Origin of the sequence: Pseudomonas sp. PSB18 (genome assembly GCF_014596565.1) — a bacterium.
GTDB lineage: Bacteria > Pseudomonadota > Gammaproteobacteria > Pseudomonadales > Pseudomonadaceae > Aquipseudomonas.
In genome coordinates, this window is record NZ_NOIN01000006.1 from 283,695 (window position 1) to 296,003 (window position 12,309).

The 12,309-nt window shown below is 62.9% G+C and carries 8 protein-coding genes; 4 read left to right on the forward strand and 4 right to left on the reverse strand.

Annotated elements, in window-relative coordinates; genetic code table 11:
• Positions 1-82: 82 nt before the first annotated feature.
• The 3 genes from CGA22_RS16550 to CGA22_RS16560 all read right to left on the reverse strand — a co-directional run bounded on the left by CGA22_RS16550 (position 83) and on the right by CGA22_RS16560 (position 6,208).
• On the reverse strand, positions 83-3,757 hold the full coding sequence (locus CGA22_RS16550) for a translocation/assembly module TamB domain-containing protein (protein WP_188258648.1): 3,675 nt from the start codon (positions 3,755-3,757) through the stop codon (positions 83-85).
• Complete coding sequence (locus CGA22_RS16555) at positions 3,754-5,481, reverse strand: autotransporter assembly complex protein TamA (RefSeq protein WP_188258649.1); 1,728 nt, start codon at positions 5,479-5,481, stop codon at positions 3,754-3,756. The genes CGA22_RS16550 and CGA22_RS16555 overlap by 4 nt, the downstream gene beginning before the upstream one ends.
• Positions 5,482-5,557: 76 nt before the next feature.
• On the reverse strand, positions 5,558-6,208 hold the full coding sequence (locus tag CGA22_RS16560; protein ID WP_041022067.1) for a GNAT family N-acetyltransferase: 651 nt from the start codon (positions 6,206-6,208) through the stop codon (positions 5,558-5,560).
• 249 nt (positions 6,209-6,457) lie between these two features.
• Here CGA22_RS16560 and xthA point away from each other — a divergent pair, with 249 nt between their 5' ends.
• From xthA to CGA22_RS16575, 3 genes are all read left to right on the forward strand, one after another.
• Complete coding sequence (gene xthA, locus CGA22_RS16565; protein ID WP_041022068.1) at positions 6,458-7,270, forward strand: exodeoxyribonuclease III; 813 nt, start codon at positions 6,458-6,460, stop codon at positions 7,268-7,270.
• Between the two features lie 223 nt (positions 7,271-7,493).
• Entirely contained in the window at positions 7,494-8,828 is a 1,335-nt protein-coding gene (locus CGA22_RS16570) for a substrate-binding domain-containing protein (RefSeq protein ID WP_041022069.1), read from the forward strand.
• A gap of 490 nt (positions 8,829-9,318) precedes the next feature.
• Entirely contained in the window at positions 9,319-9,651 is a 333-nt protein-coding gene (locus CGA22_RS16575) for a DUF6124 family protein (protein ID WP_041022070.1), read from the forward strand.
• 191 nt (positions 9,652-9,842) lie between these two features.
• On the opposite strand, the gene CGA22_RS16580 is transcribed toward CGA22_RS16575, so the two are convergent.
• Positions 9,843-11,081, reverse strand: coding sequence for a M20/M25/M40 family metallo-hydrolase (locus CGA22_RS16580; RefSeq protein WP_041022071.1), 1,239 nt, complete (start codon positions 11,079-11,081; stop codon positions 9,843-9,845).
• Between the two features lie 208 nt (positions 11,082-11,289).
• On the opposite strand from CGA22_RS16580, the gene CGA22_RS16585 reads away from it, so the two are divergent.
• Positions 11,290-12,216: an alpha/beta fold hydrolase gene (locus tag CGA22_RS16585; RefSeq protein ID WP_041022072.1), complete on the forward strand. Its 927-nt coding sequence runs from the start codon at positions 11,290-11,292 to the stop codon at positions 12,214-12,216.
• Positions 12,217-12,309 lie beyond the last annotated feature (93 nt).

Sequence of the window (12,309 nt, forward strand, 5' to 3'; positions counted from 1 at the left end):
GATGGCGGCGTGCCAGTCAGTGAGGAGTTGACTGATACACCGCTATCGCGAGCAGGCTCGCTCCCACAGGGGATATGGGGGGTTAGAAATCGCGCTTGTAGAAGATATCCAGCGAGCTGGCGACGCCGCTGGCGGCTTCGAGGTAGACCTTTTTGCTGAGTTTGTAGCGCAGGGCGATGGTGTTGGCCGGTTCGAATACCCCTACGCCATAGCGCAGGCTGAGTTTTTCCGACAGGTTGCCGCTGGCGACCACACTGGTGGTGTTGCCACTGCCCTGGGTGTCGAGCTGGAAATCCTGGATGCCCAGATCACTGGCCAGGCTGGTAGTTACCCCCGAACTGCCCATCAAACCCAAGCCCAGTGCTGCCTGGGCAAGCATGTTGTTGTCCTCGCCGGTGGTGCTGAGCGGTCGCCCCAGCACCAGGTAGGACAGCGCCTGCTCCTGGCTCATGGCCGGTTCCGAGAAGATTTGCGTGACCGGCTGCTCGGCGCTCCCGCTCAAGCGGATGCCGGCGATCACGTCATCGGTCTGGCGAATCGCCTCGATGTCCAGGTAGGGCTGGTCGATGGGCCCGGCGAACAGCAGCCGCGCCCGACGCACCGTCAGCCGCTGCCCGTAAGCCCGGTAACGGCCGTCGTTGAGCCAGAGTTCGCCACGGGTGTCCATGTTGTCGCCGATGTGCACCTGGCCCTGGACGTTGGCCGTCAGGCCGAAGCCGGAAAACGCGAGTTTCTCCTGGCCCACGATCACATCGATGTCCATCGCCATGGCCATCGGTGCCTTGCCCTCTTCAGTCTGGTGGCCAACGATCACCGTGTCGTCCGAGACCTTGACGGTGGAGGGCGGCAATTCGCGGACGGTGATCTCGCCCTTGGGCACCAGCACCTTGCCGGCAATCGACAACCGCTCGCCGTGCAGCGTGATATTGAGATCCGGCGCCATCTCCAGCACCGCATAGGGTTCCACGGTGACCGGCAATTGCGAACCCTTGAGCGCCAGGTTCATGCTCAACGCCTCGCCCCAGCCCAGGTTGCCGCTCAGGCTGCCCTGCCCGCCCTTGCCACTTTTCCAGCTACCGTCGAGGCGTACCGTTTCGCCGGCGATCATCGCCCGCATCTGCAAGGCTTCGAGGCTGACCGGCAGTTCCGGCCCGGACACCTCGCCATCGCTGAGCACGAGATTGCCGTTCACCTGAGGCGCCAGCAACCCGCCGGACAGCGTGCCGCTGCCGTTGAGGTGCCCGGTGAGGGTTTCCACCATCGGCACGAACGGCCGGGCCACGGACAGGTCCAGGCCGGTCAGGCGGAACGAGCCGCTGAGGGGTTTGCTGGCGGGCAATGGGTTGATCTGTGCCTGGACCATCAGTTCGCCAAGCCGGGCGCCGACAAAATTCAGCTCAGTGTCGATGCGCTTGGGGGTCAGGCGGCTGTCCAGCTTCAGGGTCTGGTAGGGAAAGTCCAGCCACTGTGCCTTGTCTCGAATCCGCAGCGTGCCGCCGCTGGCATCCACCAGAATCCGCCCGTTCGGACCGCTGGCCGGCAGGTCCAATTGCAGATCGGCATTGAGCCGGCCCTGCCAGGCAAAGTCCTTGGGCATCCACTGGGCGAGACTTTCAATAGGGAACTGCTGGAGGTGATAGCGCAATTTTGGTTCCGGCATCAGGCGCTGGTCTTCGCCACACAGGCTGGCCTGGCCGGAACGCCAGCAGTGGGCGCCGAAACTGAGCGTGCCGTTGGCCAGGCGCTCCAGCTTTGCGGGGGCTTGCAGGCGCCAGTCCTGACCACCGACCTGCAGGTCGCCGTTGTTCAGGCGTCCGCGCCAGTTGCCTTGATCCAGCGCGCCATCGAACCCCAGGGCAGTCTTCAGTTGCGGCCCTTGCAGATCCAGGTTGAGCTTTTGCTGCCGGATATCCCCCTGGCCGCTGACGGTCAGCACGCCCAATGCAGTGTCGCCGACGCGGATGTCGCTGGCCTTGAGGTCGACCTTGCCCCGCTGCGCGCTGTCGAGGGTGGCGTCCAGGTTCAGGCTTTGCAGGCGATTGTTCTGGAAGGCGAGCTGTGTACCTTGCAGGCCGAGCTTGCCTTGGGGGGCCTTGAGGGTTCCGGCCACATCGATTCGGCCGTTGAGCTGACCGCGCAGTTGTGGCCAGAGCTGAGCCAGTCGCGCGAGTTTGATGTCGATCTGGCCGATCAGTTTCTGTTGCAGGCTGGCGGTGCCGTTGATGCGGTTATCCCCCAGGCGGATGTCCAGTGCACCAAGGTGCCACTGCTCACCGCTGCCGCTGGCCTTGGCCTGGAACAGCGCCGGCTGGCCGCGCAACTTGCCCTTGAGGTCCAGGTCCGCGTCGAGCTCGAGGGTGTCGTTTTTCAGCGACCCCTTGCTGCGCAGTGGTCCGGCCAGGGTGCCGGGCAGTTCGCCGAGCCAGTAGGCCGGGTTGATGGCCGACAGGTCCAGCGCCGTATCCCAGACAATGCCCTCGGCAAACTGCAGGTCCAGGTGTCCTTCAGCCTTGCCTTGCCCCGCCGCGAGCTGGAGCTGCGGCAAATGGATCTGCGTCAGATCGCCACTGAACGGGCTGCCCAGGCTGAAGGCCCCCGCGGGGCCGTCCAGCGCGGCCTGGAAATTCCCCAGGTAATTGCCGTTGGTATAGGAGACTTCACCATTGAAACTGCGCAACGTCACCTGCGGCTCGTCAATCAGCGGATAGAGACGATGCCAGGGGAAATCCAACCAGGCGATTTTCGCGTCGGCACTCAGGCCTTCGCGCCAGTCCACCTGCCCGGTCACGCTCACGCTTTGCTGACCGCCGGCGTTCAGCTCCACGCCAGCGATCTGTGCACCACCGGCGTCCACCTTGCCTTGCAACGACAACGCCACCGGCCCCTGCTCGGCGGGCAGCGTGGCCTTGCCGAGCAGTTGATAACCGCTCTTCAGATCGCCTTCACCGGTCAGTTCCAGTTGATTGAGCAACAGCGTGTCCGGCAGATCGGCACTGGCCTTGAAGCCGTCGGCGGTGACGCGCACCTTGGCCGGCAGGTTGTCCGCCAACGGCTGCAGCTCGCCGGCCAGCCGACCTTGCAGGTAGCCGCTGCTGTCGGCGTTGAGGTTGAGGGTCTTGAGCAGATCGCCGTCGACGGTCACGTCCAGCGCCCACGGCGTGTCGCCGGGTGCTGGCAAAGTCAACCGCCCCTGGGCTTTCAACGGCCAGTTGCCTGCGGGTTTCAACAACCCGGAAAGCTTCAGGCTCAGCTCATCGCGCTGCAATTGCACCGAATCGATCTGCAGGCCCGCCGCGGTCCAATGGGCAACCAGTTGCAAGCCCTTGAGTTGCTCGCTGCCGTTGAACGCCAGGCTGCCGACCTGCACCTCTCCCAGCTCGATGGCGACCGGCAGGTCCAGGTCCGGCAAGCTCAGCGGACCACTACTCGGCGCGTCGACCGAGGGTGGCAGTTGCAGACTGGCCTTATCGACCTTGAGCTGTTCGATGCACAAGGTCATGCGCGTCAGGCACAGCGGCGACCACGCGAATATCAGCCCATCGAGCTCCACGCGGCGGCTGTCCTGCTGCCACAAGAGATGGTCGGCGCTCCACTGTCCGCCCAACCGCCCCTGGAAGTTTTCCACGCTCAGCCCCGGCACCAGGCCCAGCATCCAACGGCTACCCGGCTGCGTGCCCAACAGGGTGCCCAGTGTCAGCACGACCAACGCCAGCAACGCAGCGAGCGCCAGCAGTGTTCTCTTCAAACCACGACTCACAACTCGGGCCCCATGGAAAAGTGCAATCGGATGCCGCCCTCGTCGTCCAGCGCATGGGCCAGGTCGAGGCGGATCGGGCCGACCGGCGACACCCAGCGCACGCCAACGCCCACGCCGGTCTTGAGGCTCGGCAGCTCAAGGCTGTTGAAGGCGTTCCCCTGATCGATGAAGGTCGCGACCCGCCATTTTTCCGCGATCGAATACTGGTATTCGAGGCTGCCGGCGACCATGTAGCGACCACCGATGCGATCGCCTTCGTTGTTTTCCGGCGACAGGCTCTGATAATCGTAGCCGCGCACGCTCTGGTCGCCGCCGGCGAAAAAGCGCAGTGACGGCGGAATGGATTTGTAGCCATTGGTGGCACTGCCCCCCACCTGGGCCCGGGCCAGCAGGCGATGCTTGTCGAACACCGTGGTCAGGCCCTTGACCATGGCCGTGCCGTAGACCACGTTGTTGTCCGACCCCAGCCCCTCCTTGGCAACCTTGGTGTCGAACTGCAAGCGATAACCGTTGTGCGGATCGATGCGGTTATCGCTGCGCAGGTACGAATAGCTGACGCCCGGCATCAGCAGCGTGCTCAGGCCCGAATCGTCACCCAGGCGATACTCCTCGCGCTGCCACTTGAGCGATATCACCCGCTGCCAGCCACTGGGCAACTTGCTGTGCCATTCGGGCCCGACGGTCAGCAGTTTGCTGAGGCTGTCGGTATCGGCCAGCTCTTCATACTGATAACCGCCGGCGTAGCGCAGCTTGTCGGTCAGCGGCGGGTCCAGCGGCACGTCGTACCACAGGCCGACGTTCTGGCGAGGCGCCGACACCTCCGTTTCCCAACCGTAACTGTGGCCCTGGGGATTGACCCAGTGGCGCGTCCAGTTGGCCTTGGCCCGCGGGCCGACGTCGGTGGAGAACCCCAGGCCCAGGCCCATGGTGCGTGGCTTGCGGGTATCGAGCTTGACGGCGACCGGGATCACGTTGTCCGTCGCGGCGGTGGGCGCCGCATCCACGCGCACGCCTTCGAAATACCCGCTCGATTGCAGGGCCTGGTTCAGTTCGGCGATCAACTCGGAGTCGTAGGCCGTACCGGCCTTGAAGGGCACCATGCGTCGCAGCAGGTCTTCGTCGAACGGTGTATCGCCCTCGAAACTCACCGCTCCCAGGGTGTAGCGTGGCCCACTGTCGTAGATCAGCTCGATATCGGCGACGCCGGCCTGGGGGTCTACCAGCAGTTTCTGGCTGACGAATCGCCCGCTGAAAAAACCATAGCGCGAAGCCTGGTTCTGGATCGTCCGCTTGGCGTCTTCATAGCGGCCATGATTGAGCACCGCGCCCGGCTTGAGGGCGGCGTTGTCGGGTACGCGAAAGGCCTTGAGCGAGGCTGCCGGGCCGTCGATGCGCACGGTGACGTTGCGCAAATGCACCGGCTCACCGGGGTCGATGGTCAGGATCAGGCGAGGCTGCTTGCCACCCTTGACCTCGCTGTCGATCCGCGGCTGATAGTAGCCCAGTGCCTGGGCGGCTTTGCGCGCCTGCTCCTCGGCGCCACGACTGAAGCGCAGCAGGGCCTCTTCGTCACGATCGCCCAGGCCACCGATGTAGCCTTCGACGTTGGCCTTGAGTGCATCATTGGACGGTTTGACCCGTACATCCAATTCACTTTGTGCCAGTGCCGCGCAGCTGAGGGACAGCAGGAGCGCGCCACTGGTTATTCGTCCTGGGAGTTTCATGGCGCGGATGCTAACACGGGCTTGGGAGCCTGATAGAACCGGACATGTCTCAAAAGTTCGCAAGCCAGGAGCAGGTTCAGGCCGTTGCGCTTTGCAAAACCTGGGGATTAGGGTGGAAGAACACGTGCTCGCGGATCGGTCCTACCGCAATCTCACCGATTTCCTCATACCCCTGGCGCTTATAGAACTCCAGGTAGCGCGGGTTACCGGTATCCAGTACCACGCCTCGGGAGTGTTCATCCACCGCGCACCAGTTGTGCACCGCCTCGAGCAACTGCTCGCCAAAGTGTTTGCCTTGGAATTGTGGATGCACCCCCAGCAGCGGCAGCACATGGACCGCGTCCGACGGCAGGCAGCCCGTCACCGCCGCGTGGTATTCCAGGTAGCGCCGGGTGCAGCGAAAACCGGTACTCAACACCATGCGCAGGCGCCAGGCCCAGCTTTCGGTGATGCCCAGGCGTCGTTGGGGGGGAGCGATCAGGGCGATGCCGATCAGCCGGTCGTTGACCAACAAGCCGATGGCGGGCAACTCCTGGAGAAAATGCTGCTTGACCAACTCCCGCACCGTCGCCCTCACCCGCTGCTCATAACCCGGGCGCTCGGACTCGAACAGGTAGCTGAACGTCGGCTCATGGCGATAGGCCTGGTACAGCAATGAACGGGCTTCGCGGGAATAGCCGCTGTCGAGCATGTGGATATCAGCGATGGCGGTAGCGGTTTCAGGCATGGTGGGAGATCTCCTGGGCGGGCTTGGTGAGGCCTGGGCGGGGGCTTTGTGGGAGCAAGGCTTGCCCGCGATGAAAGCGCCGCGATGTCTGAAGGATCGCGTCAATTTTATCGCGGGCAAGCCTTGCTCCCACAATCTGCGCCTATAGAACCCTCGCCACAGGACATTAGCAGTGCATTTGTCCTACTGCCACGCTGGCTCCTCTCCGACATGTCAGCTAGCATCGCAGTTTTGCCAGGACAGCCGACCATGAAGATCGTCTCCTTCAACATCAACGGGCTGCGCGCCCGCCCCCATCAGTTGGCGGCGCTGATCGAGAAGCATCAGCCGGACGTGATCGGCCTGCAGGAAACCAAGGTCCACGACGAACAATTCCCCCTGGCCGAAGTGCAAGCCCTGGGTTACCACGTGCATTACCACGGGCAAAAAGGCCATTACGGCGTCGCCCTGCTCTCCCGCCAGGCGCCGCTGAGTCTGTACAAAGGCTTCGAAAGCGACGATGAAGACGCCCAGCGGCGCTTTATCTGGGGCACCTTCGCCGATGCCAATGGCGTGCCGGTCACCATCATGAACGGCTATTTCCCACAAGGTGAAAGCCGCGATCATCCGACCAAATTCCCGGCCAAGGAACGTTTCTACAGCGATTTGCAGCACCTGCTTGAAACCCGCTTCAGCAACGACCAGCCCGTGGTGGTGATGGGCGATGTGAATATCTCCCCGGAAGACTGCGACATCGGCATCGGCCCGGACAACATGAAGCGCTGGCTGAAAACCGGAAAATGCAGCTTCCTGCCGGAAGAACGCGAATGGATGGCCCGCCTGAAGAACTGGGGCCTGGTGGACAGCTTCCGTCACCTGAACCCGGACGTCACCGACCGCTTCAGCTGGTTCGACTACCGCAGCCGCGGTTTCGAGGACGAACCCAAGCGTGGCCTGCGCATCGACCTGATCCTGACCTCCCACGGCCTGCTGCCACGGGTCAAGGATGCCGGTGTGGATTATGAACTGCGGGGCATGGAAAAACCTTCGGACCATGCGCCGATCTGGCTGCAATTGAGCTGATCCAAGACCTGCCCCTGTGGCCCCCCCTGTGGGAGCACGGCTTGCCCGCGATAGCGTTGGACGCGGTTTGAACTGGAACCGAGTCGCCTTCGTCGCGAGCAAGCTTTGCTCCCACAAAGCGCGCTCGCATTTGATCGGGTCTGGACATTAGCTACCCTGTCATTTTGCAGCAACCTGACTGACTTAATCTTCCGGCATTTCTCTGGGTTCAGAAGGTGCCGAGATGCAGCTTTGGGTGGGTTGTTTCGTGGTGCTGTGGCTGCCGCTCGTGGCCTGGGCCACCGATCTGCCCGTTCCCGAGCAGGGTCCTGCCTTGCGTATACATGGTTCGAACACCATTGGCGCGACACTCGGTCCGGCACTGGTCAAGGGACTGATGACAGACCAGGGCCTGCTCAAGATCAGCACTGAAATCACCGGTCATGACAACGAGCAACGCATCGTCGGCCAGACCGCCGGCGGCCGGCGGGTGGAGATCGACATCGCCGCCCATGGCTCCAGCACCGGATTCGCCGCCCTCAAACAGGCCAGCGCCGATCTGGCCGCCTCTTCCCGGCCGATCAAGGACGACGAACTGAAGGATCTGCTGCCCCTGGGGGATCTGAAAAGTCCTACGGCCGAACAGGTCATCGCCATTGATGGCCTGGCGATTATCCTTCACCCACAAAACCCGCTGCGTCAGTTGAACACGGTGCAACTGGCAAAGATCTTCAGCGGCGAAGCGAAAACCTGGGAGTCGGTGGGTAGCGTCGGCGGACCGATACGGCTCTACGCCCGGGATGATCAGTCCGGCACTTACGACACCTTCAAGGAACTGGTGCTCAACCGCCAGGGCAAGCGACTGGACCCTGCCACCCTGCGCTTCGAATCCAGCGAACAGTTATCCGATGCCGTGAGCCAGGATCCCCAAGGCATCGGTTTCATCGGCTTGCCCTACGTGCGCCAGGCCAAGGCGCTGGCGATTGCCGATGGCAATTCCCAACCCATGTTGCCGCTGAACAACCTGATTGCCACCGAGGATTACCCGCTATCCCGGCGGTTGTTTTTCTACCTCCCGCCCCAGGCGAGCACCCCCTGGGCCGAGGCGTTGGTGGCGTTTACCCAAAGCGACAAGGGCCAGGCCATCGTCGCGGCGAGCGGATTCATTGCCCAGACCGTTCGGGCCATGGCCGTCACGCCCAATGCGTTGATGCCAGAGGGCTACCAGACCTTGAGCCGCCACGCCCAGCGCCTGACCGTCAATTTCCGCTTCGCCGAAGGCAGCGCCAGCCTCGACAACAAGGCCCGCCAGGACCTGAGCCGCGTACTCGACTACCTCCGGCAACACGGCAAAACCGAACGGCACGTCACGCTGGTGGGGTTCGGTGACGCCAAGGACGACCCGGCGCGAGCGGACCTGCTGTCCAAGTTGCGGGCCATGGCGGTGCGACGTGAGCTGGTCAGGAACGGCGTGACCCTGCGGGAGGTTCGCGGGTTCGGCGCGCTGATGCCGGTGGCGGCTAATAGCGAGGATGAGGGCCGGATCAGGAATCGGCGGGTGGAGGTTTGGGTGTACTGAAATCTTCCGACCGCCCCCTGTGGCGAGAGGACTTTGTGGGAGCAAGGCTTGCCCGCGATACAGGCCACTAGGTTCCAAGGCAAATCGCGTGAACTTCATCGCGGGCAAGCCTTGCTCCCACAAAAAATTCCTCGCTCCAGGGACCCGGTGTTTACTGGGTTCGCTTCGGTGTAGGCCCCAACTACATCGCCTTGCGCCATTGCCTACAACTACGCCAGAATCCGCCGGCTTGTGCGCCTTGGGGCCTGGCTTTATCGTTTTCCGGTCGCTGACGAATCAGCGATCGGGTTTGGTAGCCCGGTTTTCCTGGCGCATTGTGCAACCGGATGCAGGGGACGTTTTTGTCTTCTATTTGATGGTGGTCATGCGTAGGGCGTCCTCGGACGCGCCGGGTGCCAGGTAACCGGTCTACCAACCTTCGTATGGCCGCCACCCTTCGTTTGGTAGCGAGAGAGTGATGGCTCCAATTTCATTACCTGGAGCTTCAACCATGTTCAAAGTAACCCCCAACCCACCACACACCGCCCCCAACGCATCAGAACTCGACAAAGCCGCCACGCGCGCCCTCGATTTCTATCTCAAGCCCCATCCGACCGAAGCCAAGACTGATCCAGGCCAACTCTTCACCGTGGTCAACGGCGTCGACACCGAGTGCTTGCTCGCCAACCTCAGCGAAACCCTGTCCTCGGCCAATGCCATGGTCAGCGACCTGGCGTTCGAGCTGGATGGCTCGCGGCGGCATGTGGCGCTGGGTATCCAGCAATTGATCGAGCTGGGTGGGTTGCTGGCGAACCGGGCGCTGGATAACGTCGAACCGCGCTAGCCAGTTCCCCTTGTGGCGAGGGGACTTTGTGGGAGCAAGGCTTGCCCGCGATACAGACCACTAGGTTCCAAGGTAAATCGTGTGAACTTCATCGCGGGCAAGCCTTGCTCCCACAAGATTCCTCGCCACAGGGGGTATGCCCTAACCCACAGGGGTCGCCCCTACACAGGATTTTGCACTGAGCCTGATGGTTACCGTCCCGCCAACTCCATGATCATCCGCGACAGCAGATAAACCCGCGGCACGACGCTTTCCACTTCCGCGTATTCCTCGGGCGTATGGATGTTGCCGCCGACGATGCCGAAACCATCCAGCGTCGGCGTGCCGACTCCGGCCGACAGGCTGGCGTCCGCTGCGCCGCCGCTGCCTTCTTCGGTGAGCTTGCGCCCCAGCTCGCCGTAGATGCCCTGGGCCATGGCCATCAGGCGATCCGATTCCGCCGTCTGCGGCATCGGCGGCAGGCCGCGTTTCAGGCTGGTGGTGACCTCAGTGTCGGCGATCAGTTTGTCCTGAGACACACGGGCCAGGTCTTTTTCGATACGGTCGAATTCCTCCGGCACCGCGGCCCGCACGTCGGCCTTGGCGGTGGCTTTGTCGGGAATCACGTTGGTGCGGTCGCCCGCGTTGAGCACCGTGAAGTTGATGGTGGTTTTCTTGTCCGCGTCGCCGAGCTTGCCGAGCTGGAGAATCTGGTGCGCCGCTTCCATCGCCGCATTGCGCCCCAGTTCCGGCGCCACACCGGCGTGGGACGCCTTGCCCTTGACCTCCACCAGCGCCGTGGCACTGCCCTTGCGCCACACCACCAGGCCGTCGGCCGGGCGTCCCGGTTCCAGGTTGAGGGTCACGTCATGGGCCTTGGCGGTTTTCTTGATCAGGTCGGTGGCGACGTCCGAGCCGGTTTCTTCGCTGGCGTCGAGCAGGAACGTGATCTGCGCATAGTTCTTGAAGTCCAGGTTCTTGAGCACCTTCAACGCATAGATGCCAGCGACGATGCCCCCCTTGTCATCCATCACGCCAGGCCCGTAGGCGCGGCCGTCCTTGATGTGGAACGGACGCTCGGCAGCCGAGCCCTCCTTGAACACCGTGTCCATATGGGCCATCAGCAGGATCTTGGCCTTGCCGGTGCCCTTGAGGGTCGCCAGGATGTGCTGGCTACCATCGGAATTCGGCACCTTTTCAATGCTGGCGCCCAGCTTCTTCAACTCATCGATGGCAATGTCGCCGACCTGGGTCAGCCCCGGCACATACCCGGAGCCGGAGTCGATGTTCACCAGTTTTTCGAGCAACTTCAGCGCCTCGCCCTTGTACTGTTCGGCATCGGCGAGGACCTGTTGGTTGGGCTGTGCGAAAGCGGCGGGAGCCAAGGCGCCGAGTGCCAGGCTCAGGCCGAGGCTCACGGCCAGACGGGAGCGCAGAGGGGTAATCATCATGATTTCATCCTTGTTCCGTAAAGAAAGATTGCACGGGCACCCTACCCGAGCCAATGGGTAGCCGCTACCCGAAGGCAGGGGATTTTATTCCTGTAGTCCTCTTCAGATTTTGGCTATACATGACAGGGGGTAGCAGTAAACAAGCACCGTCTGCCCCATCGGCCCAGGCTGGCCAAACACATTCCGTCGTCGTTCATGGAGAGAAGGCATGCTGTTGTGGGTGATCCTCGCTGTATTCATTGTCTGGAGCTGGCTAACCTATCCGAGCATCGGCCAAGTGCTGTTCGACCTGAGCATGGCCGTGGAGACGCGTCTTTCCCGGTTGCACAAGATCATCGTGCCCATCAGCGAAATGACGGTGTCGACCCTGCAAGGCGGACCTTACGAAGCGTCCGGCTGCATCCTGATGCTGCATGGCTACAGTGCCGACAAGAACCTCTGGCTGCGGTTCGCCCGGCCCTTCGTCCGTGACTATCGGGTGCTGATTCCCGACCTGCCCGGCCATGGTGAAACCGGCTTCAAGGCCGGCGGCGGCTATGACATTCCAACCCAGGCCCGGCGGGTGATCGAGTTGCTCGACGCCTGCGGCCTGGACAAGGTCCATGTGATCGGCAATTCCATGGGCGGTTACCTGGCCGCCTGGCTGGCGGCCACTTCGCCTGAACGCGTGCTGACCCTGGCGCTGCTCAATCCGGCCGGCGTGACGTCGCCCCAGCCCAGCGACATGGACCGCCAGGTGGCCGCCGGCCGGAACCCATCGCTGATGCGCTCGCGCAGTGATTTCCCACCGTTCTATGCGATGACCATGGACTCACCGCCCTGGGTGCCCAAGGTGGTGTTGGCGGCGGTGGCCGATAAATACGTCAGGTGTCGGGAAGAACTGGCGGAGATCTACACGGACTTCAACGCCAGCCCGCCGATGGAGCCGCGCCTGGCCGATATCCGCGCGCCGTCGCTGCTGCTCTGGGGTCACCAGGACCGAATGATCGACGCCAGTTGCGTGCCGGTGTGGAGCAAGGGCATCGCGGATCTGCGGGTGGAAATCTGGGACGGGCTCGGTCACCTGCCCCCCATTGAAAAACCGGAACGGACGGCGGCGCTGTATCGGGGGTTTCTCAAGGGGTTGGGACAGTGACGGCGCACGACCTTGGGGATCAGTCCCTGACAGAATGAAGTCCTGAAGATTCTTCGTTTGCGGGGGCTGGAGAAGGCTGCGATCTTTCGTTCC

Coding starts and splice junctions, on each gene's coding strand:
- xthA (WP_041022068.1), top strand. CDS start 6,458: ATGAAGATCGTCTCCTTCAACATCAACGGGCTGCGCGCCCGCCCCCAT.
- CGA22_RS16580 (WP_041022071.1), bottom strand. CDS start 11,081: ATGATGATTACCCCTCTGCGCTCCCGTCTGGCCGTGAGCCTCGGCCTG.
- CGA22_RS16585 (WP_041022072.1), top strand. CDS start 11,290: ATGCTGTTGTGGGTGATCCTCGCTGTATTCATTGTCTGGAGCTGGCTA.
- CGA22_RS16560 (WP_041022067.1), bottom strand. CDS start 6,208: ATGCCTGAAACCGCTACCGCCATCGCTGATATCCACATGCTCGACAGC.
- CGA22_RS16575 (WP_041022070.1), top strand. CDS start 9,319: ATGTTCAAAGTAACCCCCAACCCACCACACACCGCCCCCAACGCATCA.
- CGA22_RS16555 (WP_188258649.1), bottom strand. CDS start 5,481: ATGAAACTCCCAGGACGAATAACCAGTGGCGCGCTCCTGCTGTCCCTC.
- CGA22_RS16570 (WP_041022069.1), top strand. CDS start 7,494: ATGCAGCTTTGGGTGGGTTGTTTCGTGGTGCTGTGGCTGCCGCTCGTG.